The organism is Pseudomonas sp. GW101-3H06, assembly GCF_059424605.1.
In genome coordinates, this window is record NZ_JBWKZO010000001.1 from 3,145,608 (window position 1) to 3,170,673 (window position 25,066).

At 59.6% G+C, this 25,066-nt stretch carries 18 protein-coding genes; 8 read left to right on the forward strand and 10 right to left on the reverse strand.

Going from position 1 to position 25,066, the window contains the following annotated elements; translation table 11 throughout:
- Positions 1–2: 2 nt before the first annotated feature.
- The 5 genes from AC07ZE_RS14460 to AC07ZE_RS14480 all read right to left on the reverse strand — a co-directional run bounded on the left by AC07ZE_RS14460 (position 3) and on the right by AC07ZE_RS14480 (position 5,461).
- Positions 3–902, reverse strand: coding sequence for a carbohydrate ABC transporter permease (locus AC07ZE_RS14460; protein ID WP_259332025.1), 900 nt, complete (start codon positions 900–902; stop codon positions 3–5).
- Positions 903–1,152: 250 nt separating this feature from the next.
- Entirely contained in the window at positions 1,153–2,463 is a 1,311-nt protein-coding gene (locus tag AC07ZE_RS14465) for an ABC transporter substrate-binding protein (RefSeq protein ID WP_207265401.1), read from the reverse strand.
- Between the two features lie 278 nt (positions 2,464–2,741).
- Positions 2,742–3,647, reverse strand: coding sequence for an AraC family transcriptional regulator (locus tag AC07ZE_RS14470; RefSeq protein ID WP_207265402.1), 906 nt, complete (start codon positions 3,645–3,647; stop codon positions 2,742–2,744).
- Between the two features lie 79 nt (positions 3,648–3,726).
- Entirely contained in the window at positions 3,727–5,028 is a 1,302-nt protein-coding gene (locus AC07ZE_RS14475; RefSeq protein ID WP_207265403.1) for a glycosyltransferase, read from the reverse strand.
- A 67-nt stretch (positions 5,029–5,095) separates the two neighbouring features.
- Positions 5,096–5,461, reverse strand: coding sequence for a response regulator (locus AC07ZE_RS14480; protein WP_207265404.1), 366 nt, complete (start codon positions 5,459–5,461; stop codon positions 5,096–5,098).
- A 249-nt stretch (positions 5,462–5,710) separates the two neighbouring features.
- Between AC07ZE_RS14480 and AC07ZE_RS14485 the strand changes: the two genes are divergently transcribed.
- The 5 genes from AC07ZE_RS14485 (at position 5,711) to AC07ZE_RS14505 (ending at position 12,255) form a co-directional block, all read left to right on the forward strand.
- On the forward strand, positions 5,711–9,202 hold the full coding sequence (locus AC07ZE_RS14485; protein WP_207265405.1) for a response regulator: 3,492 nt from the start codon (positions 5,711–5,713) through the stop codon (positions 9,200–9,202).
- Complete coding sequence (locus tag AC07ZE_RS14490; RefSeq protein WP_207265406.1) at positions 9,202–10,035, forward strand: CheR family methyltransferase; 834 nt, start codon at positions 9,202–9,204, stop codon at positions 10,033–10,035. Before AC07ZE_RS14485 ends, AC07ZE_RS14490 begins: the two co-directional genes overlap by 1 nt.
- Complete coding sequence (locus AC07ZE_RS14495) at positions 10,032–10,625, forward strand: chemotaxis protein CheB (RefSeq protein ID WP_207265407.1); 594 nt, start codon at positions 10,032–10,034, stop codon at positions 10,623–10,625. Before AC07ZE_RS14490 ends, AC07ZE_RS14495 begins: the two co-directional genes overlap by 4 nt.
- A complete protein-coding gene (locus AC07ZE_RS14500) occupies positions 10,619–11,800 on the forward strand; it encodes a hybrid sensor histidine kinase/response regulator (RefSeq protein ID WP_207265408.1) in 1,182 nt (393 codons plus the stop codon). The genes AC07ZE_RS14495 and AC07ZE_RS14500 overlap by 7 nt, the downstream gene beginning before the upstream one ends.
- A 77-nt stretch (positions 11,801–11,877) precedes the next feature.
- Positions 11,878–12,255: a response regulator gene (locus AC07ZE_RS14505; RefSeq protein WP_095194212.1), complete on the forward strand. Its 378-nt coding sequence runs from the start codon at positions 11,878–11,880 to the stop codon at positions 12,253–12,255.
- Between the two features lie 78 nt (positions 12,256–12,333).
- On the opposite strand, the gene AC07ZE_RS14510 is transcribed toward AC07ZE_RS14505, so the two are convergent.
- The 3 genes from AC07ZE_RS14510 to AC07ZE_RS14520 form a co-directional block, all read right to left on the reverse strand.
- Positions 12,334–14,001, reverse strand: coding sequence for a response regulator (locus AC07ZE_RS14510; protein ID WP_219739563.1), 1,668 nt, complete (start codon positions 13,999–14,001; stop codon positions 12,334–12,336).
- Positions 14,001–15,503, reverse strand: coding sequence for an ATPase domain-containing protein (locus AC07ZE_RS14515; RefSeq protein ID WP_207265410.1), 1,503 nt, complete (start codon positions 15,501–15,503; stop codon positions 14,001–14,003). Before AC07ZE_RS14515 ends, AC07ZE_RS14510 begins: the two co-directional genes overlap by 1 nt.
- Positions 15,504–15,690: 187 nt before the next feature.
- The gene (locus AC07ZE_RS14520) at positions 15,691–16,746 is read right to left on the reverse strand and encodes a tetratricopeptide repeat protein (protein ID WP_207265411.1); all 1,056 of its coding nucleotides are present in this window, start codon (positions 16,744–16,746) and stop codon (positions 15,691–15,693) included.
- A gap of 215 nt (positions 16,747–16,961) precedes the next feature.
- On the opposite strand from AC07ZE_RS14520, the gene AC07ZE_RS14525 reads away from it, so the two are divergent.
- The 3 genes from AC07ZE_RS14525 to AC07ZE_RS14535 are packed head-to-tail and all read left to right on the forward strand — an operon-like array spanning position 16,962 to position 20,257.
- Positions 16,962–19,097 carry an FUSC family protein gene (locus AC07ZE_RS14525; RefSeq protein ID WP_207265412.1) on the forward strand — a complete coding sequence of 712 codons (2,136 nt, stop codon included), beginning with the start codon at positions 16,962–16,964 and terminating at the stop codon, positions 19,095–19,097.
- On the forward strand, positions 19,087–19,287 hold the full coding sequence (locus AC07ZE_RS14530; RefSeq protein ID WP_137806150.1) for a DUF1656 domain-containing protein: 201 nt from the start codon (positions 19,087–19,089) through the stop codon (positions 19,285–19,287). Before AC07ZE_RS14525 ends, AC07ZE_RS14530 begins: the two co-directional genes overlap by 11 nt.
- A 4-nt stretch (positions 19,288–19,291) precedes the next feature.
- Complete coding sequence (locus AC07ZE_RS14535; protein WP_207265413.1) at positions 19,292–20,257, forward strand: HlyD family secretion protein; 966 nt, start codon at positions 19,292–19,294, stop codon at positions 20,255–20,257.
- A 195-nt stretch (positions 20,258–20,452) separates the two neighbouring features.
- Here the strand turns inward: AC07ZE_RS14535 and AC07ZE_RS14540 are convergent, their stop codons facing one another.
- Both AC07ZE_RS14540 and AC07ZE_RS14545 read right to left on the reverse strand, forming a co-directional pair.
- Positions 20,453–21,874: an efflux transporter outer membrane subunit gene (locus AC07ZE_RS14540; protein ID WP_207265414.1), complete on the reverse strand. Its 1,422-nt coding sequence runs from the start codon at positions 21,872–21,874 to the stop codon at positions 20,453–20,455.
- Complete coding sequence (locus AC07ZE_RS14545) at positions 21,874–25,062, reverse strand: efflux RND transporter permease subunit (protein ID WP_095194220.1); 3,189 nt, start codon at positions 25,060–25,062, stop codon at positions 21,874–21,876. Before AC07ZE_RS14545 ends, AC07ZE_RS14540 begins: the two co-directional genes overlap by 1 nt.
- Positions 25,063–25,066 lie beyond the last annotated feature (4 nt).

The window sequence follows — 25,066 nt, forward strand, 5'->3', positions numbered from 1 at the left end:
CCTCAGGCTTTGTCGGTCAGGTTTTTGCCGATCATCCGCACCAGGACGATGGCCGCGATGTTGGCAATCACCACCGCAATCAAGCCGCCCGCAGAGGCCATGCCAACGTCGAACTGCACCAGCGCCTGGTTGTAGATCAGGTAGGCGAGGTTGGTCGAGGCGTAGCCGGGGCCACCGTTGGTGGTGGTGAAGATTTCGGCGAACACCGAGAGCAGGAAGATGGTTTCGATCATCACCACCACCGCAATCGGTCGCGCCAGATGCGGCAGCGTCAGGTGCCAGAAAATCGCGATCGCCCCGGCACCGTCCAGGCGCGCGGCTTCTTTCTGTTCCTGGTCGAGGGACTGCATGGCCGTCATCAGGATCAGGATCGCGAAGGGCAGCCATTGCCAGGAGACAATGATGATGATCGACAGCAACGGGTAGTGGGCCAGCCAGTCCACCGGTTGCGCGCCGAACAGTTTCCAGACGTAGGCGAGAATCCCCGACACCGGATGGAAAATCAGGTTCTTCCAGATCAGCGCACCGACGGTGGGCATGATGAAGAACGGCGAGATCAGCAAGACTCGCACAATGCCGCGACCGAGAAAGTCACTGGCCTCCAGCAGCGCGCTGATCAACACCCCCAGCACCACACTGATCAACAGCACGCTGCCCACCAGTAGCAAGGTGTTGGTGGCACCGGGCATGAACCCCGAATCAGTGAGGAAGTAGGTGAAGTTCTCCAGCCCGACGAATTCGTTTTCGCCGGGATAAAGCAGGTTGTAGCGGATCATCGAGAAGTAAACGGTCATGCCCAGCGGTACGATCATCCACAACAGCAGCAACGCCACCGAAGGACTGACCAGAAACCAGCCGGGGTTGCTCAACCGGCTTTTGCGCAGCGGTTGGGGGAGTTCCATGTGAGCTTTGGCAGTTGAAGTATTCATGGCGTAAACACCGATAAGAAACAGACAAATGAACCACTGTGGGAGCGAGCCTGCTCGCGAAGAGGCCGGCATTGCCGATGCCTCTTCTGCGACTGGAGTACCGCATTCGCGAGCAGGCTCGCTCCCACAATGACTTCATTAAACCTGCGGGAGCGTGGCTTGCCCGCGATGGAGGCAACGCGGTGTCCAGGCAATCAGGACAGTTGCAGCCCCCGAACCCTTGCTACTTGGGATAACCCGCGCGCTTCATCTCGCGTTCGGTGGTTTGCTGGGCGGCGGCCAGGGCCTGGTCGACCGAGGTCTGGCCGATCAATGCCGCCGAGAACAGTTTGCCGACCTGGGTGCCGACAGCCTGGAACTCGGGAATGGTCACCAGCTGGATGCCGATGTACGGCACGGGTTTGGCGCTCGGCTTGCCCGGGTCCGCCGCCTTGAGCGATTCCAGGGTGACTTTGGCGAACGGCGCGGCATTCATGTAAGCGTCGCTGTAAGTCGAGGCCCGGGTGCCGGGTGGTACGTTGGCGATGCCGCCTGTCTTGGCGACCAGTTCGCCGTACTCCTTGGACGTGGCCCAGGCGCTGAAGGTTTTCGCCGCGTCCTTGGCCTTGGAACTGGTCGGAATCGCCAGTGCCCAGGAGTACAACCAGGCCGAGCCTTTGTCGGTGGTTTCATGGGGTGCGAAGGTGAAACCGACGTGGTCGCTGACCTTGCTCTGGGTCTTGTCGGTCACGAACGAGCCGGCGACACTGGCATCGACCCATATCGCACATTTTCCGCTGTTGAACAGCGCCAGGTTTTCGTTGAAACCGTTGCTCGAAGCACCCGGAGGGCCGGATTGTTTCATGGTGTCGACGTAGAAGTTCAGCGCGTTTTTCCACTCGGGGCCGCTGAATTCCGGTTTCCACTGCTCGTCGAACCAGCGTGAGCCGTAAGCATTGGCGACGGTGGTGATCAATGCCATGTTCTCGCCCCAGCCGGCCTTGCCGCGCAGACAGATGCCGTACTGCTCTTTATCCTTGTGGGTGAGCTTGCTGGCGAATTCGCCGATCTGGGTCCAGGTCGGGTGCTCGGGCATGGTCAGGCCGGCGTCCTTGAACAGGTCGGTGCGGTAATAGGTGATCGAGCTTTCGGCATAGAACGGCAAGGCATACAGCGAGCCTTTCACCGACAAGCCTTCACGCACCGAGGGGAACACATCGTCAAGAGCATAGCTGGCGGGCAGATCCTTCATGGGCTCCAGCCAACCCTTGGCGCCCCAGAGTGCTGCTTCGTACATGCCGATGGTCAGCACGTCGAACTGCCCGCCCTGGGTCGCAATGTCGGTGGTCAGGCGCTGACGCAAAACGTTTTCTTCGAGCACCACCCAATTGAGCTTGATCTGCGGATGCTCGGCCTCGAACGTTTTCGATAGCTTCTGCATGCGGATCATGTCGCTGTTGTTGACGGTGGCGATGGTCAGGGTCTGGGCGCCGAAGCTGACGCTGCTGAGGGTCATGCAGGTGAGGGCTAGCAGAGCTTTTACAGAAGGTTGCATCGTGCACTCCTTTTCTGCTCCCGGCGGGATACAGAAGGACAGTTATTGTTTTTGTGTCTTCCGACGGCAGGAAGAATGTGCGCTGATTACAGCCTTCAATTGAGGGCGAGACAAATCATCCGTCGCACTTGGATTGATACTTTTTTGCACTAGGGTTTGTGAGGGGAAACACAGGGAAGGGGTTTTCAGCGATGGTGCGACATCGGATCCGTACAGGTTTCAGGCGCCAACGTCACTCCTGTGGGAGCGGGCAAGCCCGCTCCCACATTCGATTGTGTTCAGCCAAGGTTCTGCTCGGTCAGCCGCTGCACCACCAGCCGCCGATAGTGCGACGGGGTCATGCCTTTGAGCTGCTGAAAACGCCGGTTGAAATTGGAAATGTTGTTGAAGCCTGATTCGAAGCACACATCGGTCACCGGTTTGTCGCCATCGGCCAGCAGCTCGCAGGACTTGCTGATGCGCAGACGATTGACGAACTCGATGAAGCAGCGTCCGGTCGCCTGTTTGAACACCCGGCTGAAGTACGTTGGCTTCATGCCCAGATGTTCGGCGACTTCCTCCAGCGTCAAGTCCCGGGCGTAGTGAGCGAAAATGTAATCCACCGCCCGGTTGGTGCGGTCGATGTTGTGCTCGTCCGCCAGTTGCGGCGTAGTGGCGCCGGACAGCAACTGGTAATCATCGCAGGCCGCGAGCAACTCCAGCAGTATGAAAAAGTGCCCGAGGCGGGTGATTCCTGTGGTATCGGCAATGCGCTGCATCAGTTCCATGGCTTTGCGAATTGTCTGCTTGCAACGAAATTCGATGCCGTACTGCGCGCGCTCCAGCAACGGCGCGAGGGTCTTGAGCTCGGCGAACACCTGATAGCCGCTGTCGAACAACTCGTCGGTGAAATTGACCAACATGTCGCGCTTGGCCACCACCTCGTCTTCGGCGACCTGGCTGATCCAGTTGTGGGGCAGGTTGGGGCCGGTGAGGAACAGGGTTTCAGGGTAGAAATTACCGATGTAGTCGCCGATGAACACCTTGCCGGAGCTGGCGACGATCAGGTGCAGTTCGTATTCCTTGTGGAAATGCCAGCGTACCAGGGGGCAGGGGAATCCATGCTGGCGATAGATGATGGACAACCCGTTGTGGTCATCCATCAGCTCATAGGAAGGGTCGGTCACTCTGGCAGTGCGGTTCATATCGGGGCGCTTTTGTTGTTATCGCCCGCTGATCATGCCTCGTTCGGGGCAATCAATGCCAGTCGCTCGCGATCCGGGTTCAGGCGTCTTCCTTAAGGCGGTTTTTCGCTTCGATCCATTGCGCCATGTATTGCGTACTCTTGTGCTGATGATGACGCAGCATGCTGCCGGTGAAGTTTTTCCGTCTGATAGAGGGCAGATGTTCCAGGCAATGCTCAATCCGGGCAATCAAGGCAGGACCATGAACACTCTGCTGGTAACGATTGACCAGCAGCTGTAGTCCTTGCGCCTGCGCATCCAGCCATCGGCCCTTGTCCTGGTAGAGTTGAACGGCGCTGTCGGCGAATGCCTGCGCGGTGTCGGTCACCGCCCCCGGCCATGACTCCTCGCCATGCATCGCCTCTGCACCTACCGGTGTTGTGACATTGGGCGTGCCAGTCAGCATCGCATCGACAATCTTGCCCTTGACCCCGGCACCGAAACGCAGCGGTGCCAGACACACACGTGCCGCCGACATGACTTGCAACGCATCTTGCGCCCAGTTCATCACATGAAAACCTTGGGCCGGGTTGTGCAGGGCGGTCGCCTTGGGAGGGGTGTAGGCGCCATAAATGTGCAATTGAGCTCCTGGCAGTTGAGCGCGGATCAGCGGCCAGATTGCGGTTTTCAGCCAGAGCACCGCATCCCAGTTGGGGGCATGGCGGAAGTTACCGATATGCAGGAAGTGTGCACGCGCTTCGAATGGCGCGGGTGCGGTACTCGGCAGATCAATCATCAACGGACACCAGTGCAACAGGTCACGGGGCAACTTGAATTGCTCGACCAGCAATTCGATTTCCACCTCGGAGATCATCAGGTTCAAGTCGCAACGATAAATCGCCGCGATCTCCCGTTTGGCCAGATCCGTGTCGGCCATGAACTCAAACTCTTCACGCAACGCCGGTGCGAACAGTTCGCTGAAATCATTGGCATCATCGCTGGTCTTCAAACGCTGCTTTAGCCGCTGGTGCCGGGCGTCGCGCAGGCTTTGCAGGTCCGAGGTCTCAAGCACCCGCAGCGCATCGGGGCAGCATTTTTCAACGCGCCAGCCGAACTGCTCTTCCATCATGAAGCGATCGAACAACACCACATCCGGGGCCAGTTCGCTGATGAAAGTGTCGAAACTGCTGTCGTTCAACTCGATCGGTACTTCGTCAATGCCCAGTGCTGCCAAGTCTGCCCGGTGTTCGCCGGAGCGTGCGGGACTGCTGAAGGTGATGTCCCAACCTTTCTGCCGGAAGCCCTCGAGGATTTGCATCATATGCCCGCCTGCTGCAGAAGAACGGGGCTCGGGCCAGACGTAACCAATGACCAGAACTTTGGTTGCGCGGGGCTGACTCATGAACGGGGATTCCTTGAAACGGGCAAAGGGCAGGGGAAAAAGGGGAGTGATTAAACCACGGCGGGTGTCAGGATTTCTCGAGGATACTTTTGACCTTGGCCCGCAACTGATCAATGGAGAACGGTTTGCCGATGACGTGCATGTCTGCAGGCACCTCAATGTTTTCGGCATAGCCGCTGGCAAACAGGATCGGCAGTGCAGGGCGCAGCGAACGTGCCTGGTTGGCCAGTTCCCGGCCATCCATGGTCGGAAGGCCGACGTCGGTCATCATCAGGTCGATGTGGCGGTTCAGGTCCTTGAGCAATGCCAGAGCCTGGTCACTGCCGTCGGCCTCCAGCACGTTGAACTCTAGCTCCTCCAGCACATCGACAATCAGCATGCGCACGATGGAGTCGTCTTCGACAACCAGAATGGTGGAGGCGTTGGCAGGCATAGTGACGGTCTCAAAGTGGTTGGGTGGTTGCCGGTCAATCGAATTCGCCGACCCTATTGCATGAGTAAGTGTCGGATCCCAACAAGTTCCCAACGCGCTATAAAAAGAATAGGGGAAAGGATAACCGCATCCTCTGGTGCGGTCGCAGCTGAATGTAGGACTTTGCGCCATAATCCGTGAGAAAGTTGGATCGATGCGTCGGTTTTGGGGCAAACTCCTTGTTTTTCACCTGTTCAACAAGGCTTGACTATGACCTCCGTGTCTTCGGTTGATGAGCAACGATTTCGTAAACTCCTGAGCCGCAACATCAGCCTGCCACTGGGCGTCGGCGCCATCAGTGCGGTTTTTTTCGTGTCGCTGATCACATACCTGCTGTCGACGATCCAGTGGGTCGAGCACACAGACCGGGTGATCAATAACGCCAATGAAGCGGTCAAGCTGACGGTCGATCGGGAAACCGGCATGCGCGGTTTCCTGCTCAGTGGTGACGAGAAGTTTCTCGAACCCTATGAAACCGCCAAGCCGCGAATCGAGGTCGTGCTCAATACCTTGCTGGAACTGACCGCCGACAATCCAGTTCAGACCGATCGTTTGCACCGCTTGCAGTCGTTGCAAGAGGAGTGGGCCAATTACGCGCAGACCATGATTGATTTGCAGCGCGCCAGTGGCGACTACCGCAGTGCGGTGCGGGCCGGAAAAGGCAAACGCTTGACCGACGAGGTGCGCAAGCAGTTCGAAGATGTCATCGACATGGAGCAACAGCTGCGCGCCACGCGTAACGAAGAAGTACGCCGCACCACGATCTGGAGCATCGCCCTCTATCTGTTGTTCATCGCCGGCATCAGCGGGTTGTTGGCTTATATCGGCCGTCGCGATCTGGTGAATCTTTCAGAACAGTACGGCGCCAACCTTGCCAAGCAAAAGGCCAGCGCCGAGCGCCTGGAGCGTCAGGCCTGGTTGCGCAATGGTCAGACCGAACTGGCCGAACAAGTATTGGGGCAACTGTCTCTGAATTTGCTGGGACGCAACATTCTGCAGTTTTGTGCGCAGTACCTGGGCACAGCGGTAGCGGCCATCTACGTGCGTGAGGATCATGGCGGTCTCACGCGCGTGGCGTCTTATGGCCTGTCCCGCGAACAGGAGGAACGGGATCAACAGATTTACGGTGATGAAGGCATTGTCGGCCAGGCGGCGCAGCAGGCACGGCTGATTCGCCTGGACGACGTGCCGGGCGATTACTTCAAGGTCTGTTCCGGGCTCGGCGAAGGCCTGCCGCGCAGCGTGCTGGTAGTACCGACCAGCGACGATGATCGGGTCAACGGCGTCATCGAGCTGGGCTTTCTGCGCCTGCTGGACGAGCGTGACATCGAGTTGCTCGAGCTGATTGCCGGCAACATCGGCACCTCCATTGAAGCCGCGCGCTATCGCCAGCGCTTGCAGGAGGTGCTGGCTGAAACCCAGCAACTCAATGAAGAGCTGCAAGTTCAGCAGGAGGAGCTCAAGACCGCCAACGAAGAGCTCGAAGAGCAGTCGCGGATTCTCAAGGAGTCCCAGGCGCACTTGGAAACCCAGCAGGTCGAGCTGGAGCAGACCAACGAACAATTGGCCGAACAGGCCGAAGTGCTGGCCGAACAACGCGACGCCATGGACCTGAAGAATACCGAACTGAATCAGGCCCAGGCCCAGCTCGAAGAGCGCGCCGAGGAGTTGCAGCGTTCGAGCAAATACAAGTCGGAATTTCTCGCCAACATGTCCCACGAACTGCGCACGCCGCTGAACAGTTCGCTGATCCTCGCCAAGTTGCTGGCGGAAAACCCCCAGGAAAACCTCAGCGCCGAACAGGTCAAGTTTGCCGAGTCGATCTACTCCGCAGGCAATGACTTGCTCAACCTGATCAACGACATCCTCGATATTTCCAAAGTCGAAGCCGGCAAGCTGGAGATCCGTCCGGAGAACACCAGCGTGGCACGTCTGGTGGATGGCCTGCGCGGATTGTTCGAACCACTGGCGGCGGACAAACAGCTACAGTTCAGCGTCGATTTGCAGGACGAGGCACCGGCCATGATGTTCACTGACCGCCAGCGTCTGGAGCAGGTGATCAAGAACTTGCTGTCCAATGCGGTGAAGTTCACCGACAAGGGCGGCGTCAGCTTGAGTGTTGCCTCGGCACCGAACGACGGTGTTGCGTTCATCATTCGCGATACCGGGATCGGCATCGCCGAGGATCAGCAGGACAGCATTTTCGAAGCCTTCCGCCAGGCCGACGGCACCACCAACCGTCGTTACGGCGGCACCGGTCTGGGCCTGTCGATTTCCCGCGACCTGGCAACATTGCTGGGCGGTTCCATCAGTGTGTCCAGCCTACCGGGGCAGGGCAGCACCTTTACCCTGATTTTGCCCCAACAATACGTTGAGCCGGGGGAAGAGCCCCTTGAACCGATGCAAGCCAGGCCGCTGGCACACGTGCCTGGCCCGGCGCCGACAGCGCTCAAGCCCTTGATCGCCGAAGTCGATATCCCGCGTTTCAACGATGACCGCGGCAAGGCTCCGTTCAGTACCCGCTGCATCCTGGTGGTGGAAGACGAGTCGAATTTTGCGCACATCCTCTACGACCTTGCCCATGAACTGGGTTATCAGTGCCTGGTGGCCCACGGCGCGGACGAAGGCTACGACCTGGCCCGGGAGTTTGTTCCCGATGCGATCCTGCTGGACATGCGCCTGCCGGACCATTCCGGCCTGACCGTGCTGCAACGCCTGAAGGAACACGCTGAAACCCGGCACATTCCGGTGCATGTGATTTCGGTCGAAGACCGGGTGGAGGCGGCGATGCACATGGGCGCCGTTGGTTATGCGGTCAAGCCGACCACCCGTGAAGAGCTCAAGGACGTGTTTGCGCGCCTGGAAGCGAAACTGACCCAAAAGGTCAAGCGCGTGCTGCTGGTGGAAGACGATGATTTGCAGCGCGACAGCATTTCGCGCCTGATCGGCGACGATGACATTGAAATCACCGCTGTCGGTTACGCTCAGGAGGCGCTGGACCTGCTGCGCACGACGATCTTCGATTGCATGATCATCGACCTCAAGTTGCCGGACATGCTCGGCGGCGACCTGCTCAAACGGATGTCCACCGAGGACATCTGCTCGTTTCCGCCAGTCATCGTTTACACCGGGCGCAATCTGACTCGGGACGAAGAGGCTGAACTGCGCAAGTACTCACGCTCGATCATTATCAAGGGCGCGCGCTCGCCTGAGCGCTTGCTCGATGAGGTGACACTCTTTCTGCACAAAGTCGAGTCCCGGCTGTCCCATGAACGCCAGACCATGCTCAAGACCGCGCGCAGTCGCGACAAGGTCTTCGAAGGTCGCAAAGTGCTGCTGGTGGACGACGATGTGCGCAACATCTTCGCCCTCACCAGCGCGCTGGAGCAAAAGGGGGCCGTGGTGATCATCGGCCGAAACGGACGTGAAGCGATTGCGCGATTGAATGAAGTCGAAGACATCGACCTGGTGTTGATGGACGTGATGATGCCGGAGATGGATGGTTTCGAAGCCACTATCGAGATCCGCAAGGACCCGCGCTGGCGCAAGCTGCCGATCATTGCGGTGACGGCAAAGGCCATGAAGGACGATCAGGAGCGTTGCCTGCAAGCGGGTGCCAACGACTACCTGGCCAAGCCCATCGACCTGGATCGGTTGTTTTCGCTGATTCGTGTGTGGTTACCGAAAATGGAACGTATCTAGTGGAGGGCAATTTTTCAGTGGAGCGAAATAGCGAGATCGAATTGCGGCTGCTGATCGAGGCGATCTACCTCAAGTACAGCTACGATTTTCGCGATTACTCTGGCGCGTCAATCAAGCGCCGGGTGACCCACGCGCTGAGCCAGTTCGAGTGCAATACCATTTCGGCCTTGCAGGAAAAGGTCCTGCACGATCCCGCCGCCTTCATGCAGTTGCTGCAGTTGCTGACGATTCCGGTCAGCGAAATGTTCCGCGATCCTTCGCACTTCCTGGCGATTCGCCGAGAGGTGGTACCACTGCTCAAGACCTATCCATCGATCAAAGTCTGGATCGCCGGTTGCAGCACTGGCGAAGAGGTCTATTCGATGGCCATCCTGCTGCGCGAAGAAGGCCTGCTCGATCGCACTATCATCTACGCGACCGACATCAATCCGCGCTCGCTGGAAAAAGCCAAGCAAGGGATTTTCTCGATGGAGAATGTCCGCGCCTACACTGCTAATTACCAACAGGCAGGAGGCCAGCGATCGTTCGCCGACTACTACACGGCGGCCTATGGTTATGCGATTTTCGACAAGTCGTTGTGTGAGAACGTGACCTTCGCCGATCACAGCCTGGCAACCGACAGTGTGTTTTCAGAAACTCAATTAATTTCATGCCGTAACGTATTGATTTATTTTAATAAAAATCTACAGGATCGTGCGTTCGGACTGTTTCACGAGTCCCTGTGCCACCGGGGCTTCCTCGTGCTGGGCAGCAAGGAAACCCCCGATTTTTCGGCCTTCGGCAATCAGTTCGAGCCGCTGGTGAAACAAGAACGGATCTACCGAAAATCATGAATGGCGAAACAGGTTTACCTTCCATAGAAGCGATCGTGATCGGCGCCTCGGCCGGTGGCGTTGAGGCGCTGCTGAGCATTCTCGGGCCGCTGCGGGAAGGTTTCGCGCTGCCCATCATCGTGGTCCTGCATCTGCCGAACGAGCCCCGCAGCCAATTGGCGCAAGTCTTCGCCCGGCGGGTTGCGCTGCCGGTCAGGGAAGCCGGAGACAAGACACCGATCGTAGCCGGAACACTGTATTTCGCAGCGCCCGGTTATCACTTGTCGGTGGAGCGGGACCGCAGTTTCTCCTTGAGCCTGGAGGACCGCGTGCATTATTCGCGGCCCGCCATCGATTATCTGTTCGAATCGGCTGCCGACGTTTACGGCCCGGCCCTGGCCGCTGTGTTGCTGACCGGTGCCAATCGCGATGGCGCCCACGGCATGGCGCAGGTCAAGCGCCATGGTGGCCTGACAATCGTGCAGGACCCGGACGAGGCCCAGGTCGCAACCATGCCCCAGGCCGCGCTGGACATTCATCAGCCCGACCATATTCTCTCTGTCCGCGGCATCGGCCGTCTGCTTGTCGAGCTGGAACGAATCGCATGCTAAGTCATATCCAGGCCAAACTGCTGATCGTCGACGATCTGCCGGAGAATCTGTTGGCACTTGAAGCGCTGATCAGGCGCGAAGATCGTATCATTTTCAAAGCACAGTCAGCCGACGAGGCCCTGTCGTTGCTGCTGCAACACGAATTCGCCATGGCCATTCTCGATGTGCAGATGCCGGGCATGAACGGCTTTGAACTGGCCGAGTTGATGCGCGGCACGGAAAAGACCAAAAACATTCCGATCGTGTTCGTCAGCGCCGCCGGTCGTGAGCTGAACTACGCGTTCAAGGGCTATGAAAGCGGTGCCGTGGACTTCCTGCACAAGCCGCTGGATATCCATGCGGTCAAGAGCAAGGTTAATGTGTTTGTCGAGTTGTTTCGCCAGAGCAAGGCTATGAAACAGCAGGTCGAAGCGCTGGAACAGAGTCGCCGCGAACAAGAGGCTTTGCTGGCGCAGTTGCAAAGCACGCAACGGGAACTGGAACAGGCAGTGCGCATGCGCGATGACTTCATGTCCATCGTCGCCCACGAAGTGCGCACGCCGCTCAATGGCCTGATTCTGGAAACCCAGTTGCGCAAGATGCATCTGGCCCGGGACAACGCCGCCGCGTTTACCCTCGATAAAATGCACGCCATGGTCGACCGCGACGAACGGCAGATCAAAAGCCTGATCCGCTTGATCGAAGACATGCTCGATGTGTCGCGCATTCGCACCGGCAAGCTGTCGATCCGGCCGACCTGCTTTGATCTGTCGGTGTTGGTTCGCAGTTTGTTGCAGAATTTTTCCCAGCAGATCGAGGCCGCTGAGGCTTCCGTGACGCTTGAGGCCGAGCAACCGGTGATCGGCAAGTGGGATGAGTTCCGCATTGAACAGGTGATTTCCAACCTGCTGACCAACGCCTTGCGTTACGGTGCCAAGAGCCCGATTACCGTGAAGGTGTACAGTGACAACGGTGAGGCCCGGGTAGAGGTCCGTGATTTCGGGATCGGCATCAGTGAAGAAAACCAGCAACGGATTTTCCAGCAGTTCGAGCGGGTGTCGGCCAAGCATGCCGTCGCCGGACTGGGCCTGGGATTGTTTATTTCCGAACAGATTGTCACCGCCCATGGCGGTACCATTACCGTCGAAAGCCGGATTGGCGAAGGCGCCCTGTTTCGCGTTTGTCTGCCGCTGTAGGAAAACAGCCCGATAAACGCAACCTCTGATCGACCCCACGGTCGTATCAGCAGCTATTGACCGAACAAAGGCTTCCCATGAGTGAAGATGCACAAGATGTCGTACTGATCGTCGAAGACGACCCCTCGATTCTGATGGTACTGTCGGCCTATCTGTCGGGGGAGGGTTACCGGGTATTGCAGGCGGAAAACGGCGAACAGGCCTTTGAAATCCTCGCCAGCAAGCCGCACCTGGACATGATGATCACGGACTTCCGGCTGCCGGGCGGTATTTCCGGCGTACAGATCGCCGAACCCGCTGTGAAGCTGCGACCGGAACTCAAGGTGATCTTCATCAGCGGCTACCCGCAGGAAATCCGCGAAACCGACAGCCCGATCACCCGTACAGCACCCATCCTGGCCAAGCCATTCGACCTGGATGTGCTGCAGGAAATCATGCAGGACATGTTGTCCTGACGACCGTGAGCCTGGTAATGAACCTTGTGGGAGCGAGCAGACACGCTCCCACAATTGACCACATTTTCCGGCAGGGCATCAGATTCTTATCATCTCCCGCACCTTCGCCGTCAACAGGTCAAAGGTGAACGGCTTGGTGATCATCTGCATGCCTGAATCGAGGAAACCACCGCGTACGGCCGCGTGTTCGGCGTAACCGGTGATAAACAACACCTTGAGTTCAGGCCGGTATTGCCGGCCGATTTCCGCCAGTTGCCGGCCATTCATTCCAGGCAGCCCGACGTCGCTGATCATCAGGTCGATACGTTGCCCGGAATCAAGGATCGGCATCGCGCTGTCCGCATCGTCGGCCTCGACAAAGGCATAGCCCAGTTCGCTCAACACCGTGCTGACCAACACCCGCACCGCAGGATCGTCCTCGACGATCAGCACCGTTTCACCGTTGCTGGCGGACAGCGGGTGCGGGCTTTCAACCGGAAGGTCGCGCGGCACTTCTCCCCCGAAACGCGGCAGGTACAGGCTCACCGTGGTGCCTTTGCCCACTTCACTTTGAATGGCCACGTGTCCGCGCGACTGTTTGCTGAAACCGTAGATCATCGATAACCCCAGCCCTGTGCCCTGACCGATGGGTTTGGTGGTGAAGAAGGGGTCAAAGGCGCGGTTGATGGTGCTTTGAGGCATGCCACAGCCAGTATCGGTCACACTGAGTACCACGTAATCACCGGGATCGAGATTGCTGTGAGGTTGGGTGAATTGCACGTCCAAATGCCGGTTCGAAGTCTCCACCACCAGGTTGCCGCCATCGGGCATGGCGTCCCGGGCGTTGATCACCAGATTGAGCAGGGCGCTTTCCAGTTGATTCGGGTCAGCCTCGGCCACCCACAGTTGTTCGCTCAGCTGCATGTCCAGGCGAATGCTTTCGTTGACGCTGCGTTGCAACAACTCGCCCATGGACACCACCAGGTTATTCATCTGCACGGGTTTGGAATCCAGCGACTGCCGGCGTGAAAACGCCAGCAGGCGATGAGTCAGGCCCGCCGCACGGTTGGCGGAGGTCACGCCGAGGTCGATCAGGCTGTCCAGATCCTCGATGCGTCCCCGGGCCAGACGCCGGCGCAGTAACTCCAGGCTGCCGATGATGCCGGTCAGCATGTTGTTGAAGTCGTGGGCGATACCGCCGGTGAGTTGCCCGACCGCTTCCATTTTCTGCGATTGGCGCAGTACTTCTTCGTTATGACGCAACTGTGCGGTGCGCTCTTCGACCTGCTGCTCCAGGGTTTCCAGGGTGTTTTGCAGTCGCAATTCGCTTTGGCTCAAATCGACCAGCCGATCCCTGGCTTCGTACTGTCGTCGGCGACCACGCAAGGCGGTGGTCACCAGGCTGATCAAGGTGACCGGATGAAAAGGGCGTTCAAGGAACGTGACGTTGCCCAGTTGCGGGCCGAAACGCGAGGCCGGGTTCTGTTCCGGGCCACCATGGTGAGTCAGCAAGACGATCGGCAGATCGGACCAGGCAGGCTGCTGTTCAATCAGCCTGAGCAGCGGCTCAAGATCCTGGCCCAGCAAGGCTTCGGAGGACACCAGCAGCAGGCCCGCACCTTGCTCCAGTTCGCTGCAGAGCCCGCGCAGGTCCCGGCTGATGACACCGTCGAAGCCCGCTTCATTGAGCATCATCAGCGCAATCTGGCCGTCGCGACCCAAGGGCGCGAGAATGATCGCGCGCTCGGACGTCGCTTCCTGGAGCATCACGGCTGTTCATCCCCGAGCAAGGGCATGCTTGCGCCATGGTAAGTCGGCACCCCGCGCAGTACGCCCTGGAAAGCTTCCAGCGGTTCACCGATGGTCATGCCCTTGGCGCTGATCCGGTATTCACGGATGGTCGATTCATGGCTGCCGGTACGCTTCTTGATGATTGAGATGGCCCGGCGCACCTTGCCCAGCGCTTCGAAGTAACGCAGCAAGATGACCGTGTCGGCCAGGTAGGTGATGTCCACCGGGGCCTGCATGTCGCCGACCAGGCCGTGTTGGGCAACGGTCATGAACGTCGCCGCGCCTTTGCGGTTGAGGTACAGCAACAACTCGTGCATGTGCAGCACCAGGGCGTTTTCTTCCGGCATCGCGGCCTGATAGCCATTGATGCTGTCGATCACCACGGTTTTGATGTCGCGCTCGTCGACGCAACGACGCACCCGATGGGAAAACTCGCCAGGGGACAGTTCGGCGGCATCCACTTGTTCGATCAGCAGATTGCCGGTGTCTTGCAGCGCCTGCAGGTCGATGCCCAATTGCTTCATGCGCTCGAACAGCAAACCCAGTTCTTCATCGAAAATGAACAGCGCGGCTTTTTCGCCCCGGGCCACGGCAGCGGCGGCGAAGATCATCGAAATCAGGGATTTGCCGGTACCGGCCGGGCCGAGGATCAGGGTGCTGGACCCGGTCTCGATGCCGCCGCCGAGCAAGGCGTCCATTTCCCGGATGCCGCTGGTCAATTGCTGGCGCAGGTAGGTGCCGCGGTGTTCGGCCGCTACCAGCCGCGGGAACACATGCACGCCATCGCCCATGATGGTGAAATCATGAAAACCGCCCCGGTACTTCTGGCCCCGGTACTTCACCACCCGGATGCGTCGGCGTTCGGCGCCGTAATTGGGGGTCAGCTCTTCCAGGCGAATCACCCCATGGGCCACGCTGTGCACGGTTTTGTCGAGGGATTCGGTGGTCAGGTCGTCCAGCAGCAGGACGGTGGCGTCGTAGCGCACAAAGTAGTGCTTGATCGCGAGGATCTGCCGGCGATAGCGCAGGGAGCTCTGCGCCAGCAAGCGAATTTCGGACAGGCTGTCGAGGACTACACGGGTGGGTTTGACCCGTTCAACCACTTCGAAGATCTGCTTGGTGGCTTCGCCCAACTCAAGGTCGGAGGAGTACAGCAACGTCTGCTGATGTTCGCCATTGAGCAGGCTTTCCGGCGGTGTCAGTTCGAAAATGGACACATTATGGTCCAGTTCCCAACCATGGGAACGGGCGCCCTGACGCAATTCGCGCTCGGTTTCGGACAGGGTGATATAGAGCGAGCGCTCGCCGGCTCGCGCTCCGGCCAACAGAAAGTGCAGGGCGACGGTAGTTTTACCGGTTCCGGGTTCACCCTCCAGCAGGAACACGTGGCCGCGGGACAGTCCACCATCGAGAATGTCATCCAGACCTTCGATCCCGGTGGCGGCTTTTACGCTGATCAATTCGTTGGCTGTAGACAAAGAATGCCCTCTCATGACTAGGGGAAGCGCGGCAGCAGGCGTCAGGTACCTGAACGTGCTGCCTGTTCACTTGACCTTGGGTCGTGACGAGCGTTCAACCTTTTGTGTGCAGATGTGAAAAGCCAACGGTCACAGTTTTTTTGTGGCGAGGGGATTCCCTCGCCACAGAAGTCTGTGGCCTTTGGTTTTAAAGCCCCTGCTGGAGGGCCGGATCGTCTGGATTTTGCTGTTCAAGCTGTGCCAGCAGGATCTGCACGTTCTGCAACTGTCCGCTTTCCTTCCAGTAATTGATCAACAACACTCGGGCCTTGCGATCATTGGGGTGGCGCTGGACGATTTCCTGCAACTGCTTTTGCGCGGCCTCCAGCTCCTGCTCACCGTGCAGCGTGGTCGCCAGGTCATAGCGGTATTCCTTGTTGTCCGGTTCAAGCTCGACGGCCTTGGACAGGCCGAGCAGGGCGAATTCGCTTTGACCGTGATGCAGCAACCACAGGCCCAGGGCGTGCTGCAGGTAGGCCGATTCCGGCTGCGCCTTCAGCTGTTTGGCCAATAGTTGGCGGGCCGCGTCACTTTGGCCCTGCCTATCGAGTACTTCGATCTGCATCACCAGCGCCGGCAGGTTGTCGGGGGCGAGGCGCAAGGTATGGTCGAGTTCCTGTTGCGCCTCTTTCAATTCGGCATTGTGCAAATACAGGCGAGCCAGCTGGTAGTGGGTGTCGGCGCTTTCCGGGGTGTTTTTGAGCACCTGCTGCCAGGCATCGATGGCCTGTTCCAGCGGCCCGAAGTACAAGCCAAGGTCATCCGGCGACAACCCCAGCAGTGCATTGACGGCAGCCAGCCGCACGCGTTGCTCGCTGTCATCGAGCAACGGCCCGAGCAACAGGCTGCGCTGGCCGCTGGGCACCAGGCCGCTGATGCTCTTGATCGCTGCAATGCGAACCTCCGGCGCTTCGTGTTGCAGGTCCGCATCCGCCAGCTTCAAGGCCACGGAGCTGGGGTAGTTGGGCAATTCGGCATGCAGCCAGACGCGCCGTTTGGGCGAAAGGTCCGGGCGGGCCAACTGCTGGTAAAGCACCCGCGCAGCGCCGGGTTGGCCGGCGCGGGCCTGGGCCAGTGCTTCGCTGTAGCCGCGCTTGATCGCCTCAGGCACCACAGGGGTTGTACTGCGCAGGGAAAACCACGCAAGGCCGACGATGAGCAGGGCGCAGAGGCTGATGAGCAGGTAGCGGCGGGACTGGGGCATGCAGGAATCCGGGAGCTGGCAAGCTTTTGCAAAGTGAGCAGCTTCGGTCAGGCGGGGCTGTGAGTCAAACGTTGACACCGCTGCCCCTGATCTGACGAGGTGTGAACCTGTCGGTGATTGACTGCGTTTTGGTCGCCGATTTCGTCATCGCCAAAACCTGTCGAGGCATCCAGGTAGTGACTACGCTTGCTGGATAGCCGTTCACGAGCCTTCCCATGCAACCGTTGCTTCAGTACTTCAAGGCAATCCTGCACCCAGGCCCCGGGGTATTGCTGTTCGCCTTGAGAACCATCACGGCCGGGTTGTTGACGTTGTACCTGGCGTTCATCTTCGACCTTGAACAGCCCAAATGGTCAATCATGGCCGTGGTTATTGTCAGCCAGCCCCTGGCCGGCATGACCCTGGCCCGCAGTTTCGGTCAGGTCATCGGTACCACGCTGGGCGCGATCGTGGCCGTGGTGATCATGGCGATATTCCCCCAGGCTCCGGTGCCTTTCCTTATTACGTTGTCGCTATGGTTGGCGCTGTGTACGGCCGGTGGCACCTTGTTGCGCTACACCAGTTCCCAGGCCTTTGTGCTCAGCGGCTACACGGCGGTGGTGGTAGGGCTGCTGGCGGTGCCCGATCCGGACGGCACCTTCCTGCTGGCCGTGACTCGGGTGACCGAAACGCTGCTGGCGGTGGCCTGCGTGTGTGTCGTCAGTTTGCTGACCGCGCGCCCGGAAGCCGTGGCCAAGGATTACTTCGCCAGGATCGATCAGGTGATCAAGCTGCTGGCGACCCATGCCGGCGCGGTCATTCGTACCGAGGAAAGCGAGGCCGACTTCCACCGTCGGCAAATGCAGTTGCTCGGGCAGATCAGCGCGCTGGAAGGGGTGCGCCGGCATTTGTATTACGACGCCCCGCGGTTGCGCAGCGCCGACGACCTGGTGCAGTTGCTGGGCAATCAACTGTTGTTGCTGACGGCACGGCTCACCGCCTTGCGTCACCAGCGCGAGTTGTTGCTTGAACGCTGGGAAGGCGAGATCCCGGCTGAAATACAGCAATTGCTCAGCGAAGAGTTGGCCTTTCTCGATGAACTGGCCCGCCTGGGACGCGCCTTGCCTGATGAGCAGCGGCGCTGGTTTGCCGCCTTGCAGCAACGCTTCGATGCTTTGGCTTACCGCTCGGAGCAACTGATCGAGCCTTTGAAGGCCACATTACGCTCGCTGTCATGGTCATTGCGCTGGGAACAGGCGCGGATGCTGCAGCAACTTGAAACCATCCTGGAACTGAGCGATGCGATCCAGAGTGGGCGCAAGGCCAGCAGCATGTTTCGCGGCAAGGCTAACCCGTTGCACCTGGATTACACCCTGGCGGCAATGAACGCGATCCGCGCTTACTGCGCGCTGATGGTGGCGGGCCTGATCTGGATCGAAACCGGTTGGGACGGCGCTCGGGGCGGGATGATCGTGGCGGGGATTCTCTGTTCGCTGATGGCGACGTTTCCCCGGCCGCTGCTGGCGGCCCAGAGTTATGCCCGGGGCTTGGGGCTGGCACTGGTGGTGTCGGCGCTGCTGCAGTTTTCGCTGGTGCCGATGATCAGCAGTTTCGAGTTGTTGGCCTTGTTGCTGGCGCCCTTGCTGTATGCCGTCGCAGTGGGCTTGTCCAGTCCGCCCACCACCGGCACCGGGATCGGTCTCGGGTTGTCGACCTTTCTGCTATTGGGCCCGCAGAACACCGGACTGGGGCAGAACACCGCGATCCAGTGGTTCGAGTTTGCCGGTGCTTACACGTGCGCCGCCGCGCTGGCGTTGAGTGTGTATGCCTTGATTTTCCCCTTCAGGCCGGTGCTGCGCATTCGTCGATTGCATCAGGAGAACTGCGAGCAGGTCTATGCCTTGCAGAAAGTCCCGGCCACCGATGAAAACCAGTTTGCCTTCGAGAGTCGCATGGTCGACCGCCTGACCATGATGCTGGGGTTGTTGCCCGCCATTGAGGACAAGCCATCGCGCGATCTGTTCGAGGTCAGTCTCGGCTGCCTGGCCCTGGGCATTGCCCTGAACCAGCTCCGGCAGCAGGGGCAGAACAATGTGCTGCTCAGCCCGCAAACCCAAACCCGGTTGTTCGACACCGTTCGGGATACCGGACGGCTGATCGCCGGTCGTCCTGGTATTGAAGTGGACCACGTGCTCGCCAGCCTGCACGCCTTGGGCGATGAGCTGGATGCACTGCACTCCAGCGTCCATGAACATTTATGGTCGGTGTTTCGCATGCGCGTGGCGTTGTTGATCGTGGTGTCCTTTCTGGAACGCCATCGCGGTCACTTTGAACCTGTCCCCTCGCAAGGAGTACCGACGCTTGCCCATTGATCTTGAAATAGGCGGTGTCTACCTGCCGCCGATTGCCCAGGCGCTGCTGCTGGGCCTGCCGATTTTCCTGGTGCTGGACTGGATCCTGCGACGCCTCGGTGTGCTGCAATTCGTTTGGCATGAAGCCTTGTTCGAAGGCGCGTTGTACGCCTGCGTGTGCGCGACGTTGATTCTGGTGATGGGAGCCTGATGCCTTGAAAAAGATCCTTGCTCAACTCACGACTCTGGCGGTGGTGGTGCTGGCTTTTGTTCTCGGATGGTTCGCCTGGGAGCACTATACCCGTGCCCCCTGGACCCGGGATGCACGGGTGCGCGCCGATGTGGTGACCTTGTCTGCCGATGTCGCCGGACGCATCGTCAATCTCGGCGTGCACGACAACCAGCATGTGGAGAAGGGCCAGTTGCTGCTGGAAATCGATCCTTCGCGCTACGCCCTGGCGGTGGACCATGCCAAGCGTTCGGTGGAGGTGGCCAAAGCTTCGCTGGGACAATCCGAAGCGGCCATTGTCGCCAGCCAGGCGCTGCTGCGTCAGCGTCAAAGCGAAGAGCGACGCCGGCGCACCCTCAAGGAACGCTCGGCGATTTCTGGCGAAGAGTGGGAGAAATCCAGCACCGAGGTGTCGGTGGCCCAGGCCGATTTGCTGCGCAACCAGGCCAATCTGGGGTTTGCCCAGGCCAACGTGCAACTGGCGATTGCTGCTTTGGCCGAGGCTGAGCACGACCTCGAACGCACGAGGGTCGAATCTCCGGTCAGTGGCTATGTCACCAATCTGCTGACCCGTCAGGGCGACTACGCGACGGCGGGCGGTCCATTGGTGGCGCTGGTGGACAGCGACTCGTTTTACGTCAGCGGCTATTTCGAAGAAACCAAACTGCCGCGAATCATGGAGGGTGACCGGGTCGACATCGAATTGATGAGTGGCGAACGTTTTGGCGGCACCGTGCAAAGCATCGCCTTCGCGATCGCCGACAGGGAAAACCTGCCGGGTGGGCGTTTACTGGCGAACATCAACCCCAGTTACACCTGGGTGAAACTGGCACAGCGAGTGCCGGTGCGGATCAAGATCGATACGGACTATGCCGGTAAAGACAAACTGCGTGCCGGCACAACCGCGACGGTGACCGTCCAGGAAACCCGTCATACCCAAGATCGCCAATGATTGCTGTGGGAGCGAGCCTGCTCGCGAAAGCAGTGGGTCAGCCGCCAACGATGCAGGATGTGCCGGCGTCTTCGCGAGCAGGCTCGCTCCCACAGGGATTTACATTGCTTTCAAAAAAAAGCCCCGCGACCGAATGGGGCGCGGGGCAAAGAATTGGTTGGTTGCGGCCAACCAAAGGAGCTCGTTGAAAAAGATTTACTTGCTGGCCACCGTTTCCGGCTGCCAGCCACCACCGAGGGCCTTGTAGATCGCGACGATGCCGCGATACAGGTCCACTTCGGCCTGGGCCTGGGTGTCTTCTGCCGCCAGGCGTTCACGCTGGGCATCGAGCAGCACGAGGAAGTCGGCGGTACCTTCGCGGTAGCGGACCTCGGCGAGGTTGGCAGCGGAGCGGCTCGATTCACTCTGACGAATCAGCGAGATCAGGCGCTGCTGACGTTTACCGTAGTCGCTGAAGGCGTTTTCCGATTCTTCCAGGGCCAGCAACACTTGCTGCTCGTAGGTCGCCAGGGCGCCTTCGGCGTCAGCATCGGCACCACGCAGGCGGGCACGCACACTGCCCAGATCGAAGGCCGCCCAGGTGATGCTCGGGCCCAGCGCCCAAGCGTTGGCCGCCGAGGATCCGATCTGCGAACCCCGCCCGGCGGTGAAGCCGAGGAAGCCGCTGAGGCTGACACGCGGGAACAGATCAGCCTTGGCCACACCGATGCGCGCTGTGGCCGACGCCAGTTGACGTTCGGCGCTGAGAATATCCGGACGGCGTTGCAGCAGCTCACCCGGGTCACCGATCGGCAGGGCCTTGGCAATCGCCGGCAGGTCTTTCGGGCTCAGGTCCACGGTCAACTTGTCCGGGCGCTGGCCTAGCAGCGTAGCGATACGGTTTTTCTGCCGAACCTGCTCGGCCTGCAATTGCGGCACGCTGGCTTCGACCGAGGCCAGGCGCGCATCGGCACGTTCCACATCAAGCTGATCGCCAACGCCGGCATCACGCAGGCTGATGGTGATCTTGCGCGATTCCTGCTGGTTATTCAGGTTGGCCAAGGCGATCTTTTCCCGCAGCTGTGCGCCGCGCAACTGACCGTAGGCATCCACCAATTCGGCAATCATGGTCACTTGCAGTTGGTACAGATCGGCCTCAAATGCCTGTTGTTCGGCGTTGGCCGATTCCAGGTTGCGCTGGATGCGGCCAAACAGGTCGATCTCCCACGCCATGTCCAGCCCCAGGTCGTAGCGCTCGCTGTTGACCCGGTCGGTGGTCTGGCCAGGAATCTGCCCTTTGCCAAGGTCGCTGCTGGCACGGCTGGTGATGGTCGGCATGGCATCATTGCTGACGTCATCACGGATCGCCCGCGCCGCTTTCCAGCGGGCAAAGGCGACGCGCAGATCCCGGTTGCCCTTGAGCGATTCGGTCACCAACTGGTTGAGGGTCGGGTCTTCGAACTGTTGCCACCAGATGCCTTCGAAGCGCGAGCGGTCGAAGTTCTTCTGGCCGGCCGCGCCATCGGTGGCCGTGGTGATGTTGGCAGGTTCGGTGGCTGGGGTCTTGTAGTCCGGGCCGACGGCACAAGCGCTCAGCGCCAGTACCAGCAGGCTCGGCAGAAAGGCTTTCAGACTCATCAGTGCGACTCCGGCTGCGGTTGCAGTTTCAGCGCTTTGGCGGCTTTACGCGCTTCACCGCGCTCGACAAAGTTACGAATCAGTACGTAGAACACCGGCGTCAGCAGCAGGCCGAAGAAGGTCACCCCGAGCATGCCGGAGAACACCGCCACACCCATGGCATGACGCATTTCGGCACCGGCACCGCTGGAGAACACCAGGGGCACCACACCCATGATGAACGCGAAGGAGGTCATCAGGATCGGCCGCAGACGCAAGCGGCAAGCTTCCAGCACCGCCGCCAGCGGGTTCAGGCCTTCTTGCTGTTTATCCTTGGCGAACTCGACAATGAGAATCGCGTTCTTGCACGCAAGCCCCACCAGTACGATCAAGCCGATCTGGGTAAAGATGTTGTTATCGCCTCCAGACGCGATCACACCGGTGATGGCCGACAGCAGGGTCATAGGGACAATCAGGATCACCGCCAGTGGCAGGCTCCAGCTTTCGTACTGCGCCGCGAGCACCAGGAACGCCAGCAAGACGCAGAGCGGGAACACGAACAGCGCCGTGTTGCCGGACAGGATCTGCTGGTACGTCAGGTCGGTCCACTCGTAGGTCATGCCGTTGGGCAGTTCTTCCTTGAGCAGTTTCTCGATGGCTTTTTCGGCCTGGCCGGAGCTGTAGCCAGGGGCTGCCGCACCGTTGATTTCAGCGGTGATGAAGCCGTTGTAATGCATCACGCGGTCCGGGCCCGAGGTGTCGCTGACCTTGATGAAGGTCGCCAGCGGGATCATCTCGCCCTTGTTGTTACGCACTTTGAGCTGGCCGATCTGGTCGGATTCGAGGCGGAACTGCTGTTCGGCCTGAACGTTGACCTGATAAGTGCGACCGAAGCGGTTGAAGTCGTTGGCATACAGCGAACCCAGGTAGATCTGCAGGGTGTCGAAGATGTCGCTGACGGCCACGCCGTGGGTTTTGGCTTTCTCGCGGTCGATGGCGGCATCGACCTGCGGCACGTTCACCGTGTAGCTGGTGAACAGGTTGGCCAGTTCCGGCACGTTATGGCTCTTGGCAATGACGTTCATGGTCTGCTTGTACAGCTCGTCGTAGCCCAGGTTGCCCCGGTCTTCGATTTGCAGACGGAAACCACCGATGGTGCCCAGGCCCTGTACCGGCGGTGGCGGGAAGATCGCCATGTAGGCTTCCTGGATCCCGGCGTATTGGCCGTTCAAGGCGCCGGCAATGGCGCCAGCGGACATGCTCGGGTCTTTACGCTCGTCGAACGGCTTGAGCGTCACGAACACGATGCCGGCGTTCGGGCTGTTGGTGAAACCGTTGATCGACAGGCCGGGGAAGGCCACCGCGCTTTCCACGCCTGGCTGTTTCAGGGCCAGGTCGGACATGCGCTTGATCACGTCTTCGGTGCGATCCAGGCTCGCCGCATCCGGCAATTGCGCGAACGCCACCAGGTATTGCTTGTCCTGGCCAGGTACAAAACCGGTCGGGGTGCTGGAGAAACCGAAGAAGGTCAGGACCATCAGGCCTGCGTACAACAGCAGGGCGATACCGCTGCTGCGGATCACGCGCGCCACGGTGCCGACATAACCATGGCTGGCTTTTTCAAAGAAACGGTTGAACGGGCGGAACAACCAGCCACCGAAAATCTTGTCCAGTACCCTGGAAAAACGGTCTTTTGGCTTGTCATGGCCTTTGAGCAATACCGCGGCCAGTGCAGGCGAGAGGGTCAGCGAGTTGAAGGCCGAAATTACCGTCGAAATGGCGATGGTCAGCGCGAACTGCTTGTAGAACTGTCCAGTCAGGCCAGAGATGAAGGCCGCCGGGACAAACACCGCGCAGAGCACCAGCGCTGTGGCGATGATGGGACCTGTCACTTCGCCCATGGCTTTTTTGGTGGCGTCCATCGGCTCGAGGCCCAGCTCGATGTTTCGCTCGACGTTCTCTACCACTACGATCGCATCGTCGACCACGATACCAATGGCCAGTACCAGCCCGAACAGCGACAGGGCATTGAGCGAAAATCCGAACAGGTGCATCACGGCAAACGTACCGATCAGCGACACCGGCACCGCCACCAACGGAATGATCGAGGCACGCCAGGTTTGCAGGAACAGGATCACCACCAGCACCACGAGGATCAGCGCTTCGAAGAGGGTGTGAACCACCGCTTCGATGGAGCCGCGCACGAAGATCGTCGGGTCATAGACGATGCTGTAGTCCATGCCTTGCGGGAAGCTCTTCTTCAGTTCTTCCATCTTGCCGCGAACTTCGTTCGAGATTTCGATGGCGTTGGAACCCGGGCGCTGGAAAATCGGGATCGCCACGGCCGGCTGGTTGTTCAGCAATGAACGCAGGGCGTATTGGCTCGATCCCAGCTCGACGCGGGCGATGTCTTTCAGGCGAGTGATTTCGCCGTTGTCGCCTGCACGAATGATGATGTTCTCGAACTCTTCCTCGGAAACCAGACGGCCTTGGGTGTTGATCGACAGTTGGAAACTCTGGGCATTCGGTGCCGGAGGCGCGCCCAGTTGGCCGGCGGCTACCTGACGGTTCTGCTCGCGAATCGCACTGACCACATCGGTCGCGGTCAGGTTGCGCGAAGCGGTCTTGTTCGGATCGAGCCAGACCCGCAGCGAGTAATCGCCCATACCGAACAGTTGTACATCACCGACACCACCTAGCCGTGCCAGCTCATCCTTGATGTTCAGGATCGCGTAGTTGGACAGGTACAGCATGTCGTAGCGTTTGTCCGGTGAGGTCAAGTGCACGACCATGGTCAGGTCGGGGGAAGCCTTGTCCACGGTGATACCGATGCGCGTCACTTCCTCGGGAAGCTTCGGCTCGGTCCGGGTCACGCGGTTCTGCACCTGGACCTGGGCGTTATCCAGGTCAGTGCCCAGTGCGAAGGTGATGGTCAGGGTGATCTTGCCGTCGGCGGTGGACTGCGAGGACATGTACAGCATGTTCTCGACGCCGGTAATGGCTTGCTCCAGGGGAGCGGCCACGGTTTCACCGATGACTTTGGGGTTGGCGCCCGGGAAGTTGGCGCGCACCACCACGGTCGGCGGCACCACCTCCGGGTATTCGCTGATCGGCAACTGGAACAGCGAGATCGAACCGGCGATCAGGATCAGCAGCGATAGCACCGCTGCGAAGATCGGCCGTGTAATGAAGAATTGGGAAAAATTCATCGGA

Coding starts and splice junctions, on each gene's coding strand:
- AC07ZE_RS14485 (WP_207265405.1), top strand. CDS start 5,711: ATGACCTCCGTGTCTTCGGTTGATGAGCAACGATTTCGTAAACTCCTG.
- AC07ZE_RS14470 (WP_207265402.1), bottom strand. CDS start 3,647: ATGAACCGCACTGCCAGAGTGACCGACCCTTCCTATGAGCTGATGGAT.
- AC07ZE_RS14525 (WP_207265412.1), top strand. CDS start 16,962: ATGCAACCGTTGCTTCAGTACTTCAAGGCAATCCTGCACCCAGGCCCC.
- AC07ZE_RS14475 (WP_207265403.1), bottom strand. CDS start 5,028: ATGAGTCAGCCCCGCGCAACCAAAGTTCTGGTCATTGGTTACGTCTGG.
- AC07ZE_RS14480 (WP_207265404.1), bottom strand. CDS start 5,461: ATGCCTGCCAACGCCTCCACCATTCTGGTTGTCGAAGACGACTCCATC.
- AC07ZE_RS14505 (WP_095194212.1), top strand. CDS start 11,878: ATGAGTGAAGATGCACAAGATGTCGTACTGATCGTCGAAGACGACCCC.
- AC07ZE_RS14540 (WP_207265414.1), bottom strand. CDS start 21,874: ATGAGTCTGAAAGCCTTTCTGCCGAGCCTGCTGGTACTGGCGCTGAGC.
- AC07ZE_RS14465 (WP_207265401.1), bottom strand. CDS start 2,463: ATGCAACCTTCTGTAAAAGCTCTGCTAGCCCTCACCTGCATGACCCTC.
- AC07ZE_RS14520 (WP_207265411.1), bottom strand. CDS start 16,746: ATGCCCCAGTCCCGCCGCTACCTGCTCATCAGCCTCTGCGCCCTGCTC.
- AC07ZE_RS14500 (WP_207265408.1), top strand. CDS start 10,619: ATGCTAAGTCATATCCAGGCCAAACTGCTGATCGTCGACGATCTGCCG.
- AC07ZE_RS14510 (WP_219739563.1), bottom strand. CDS start 14,001: ATGCTCCAGGAAGCGACGTCCGAGCGCGCGATCATTCTCGCGCCCTTG.
- AC07ZE_RS14545 (WP_095194220.1), bottom strand. CDS start 25,062: ATGAATTTTTCCCAATTCTTCATTACACGGCCGATCTTCGCAGCGGTG.
- AC07ZE_RS14460 (WP_259332025.1), bottom strand. CDS start 902: ATGGAACTCCCCCAACCGCTGCGCAAAAGCCGGTTGAGCAACCCCGGC.
- AC07ZE_RS14495 (WP_207265407.1), top strand. CDS start 10,032: ATGAATGGCGAAACAGGTTTACCTTCCATAGAAGCGATCGTGATCGGC.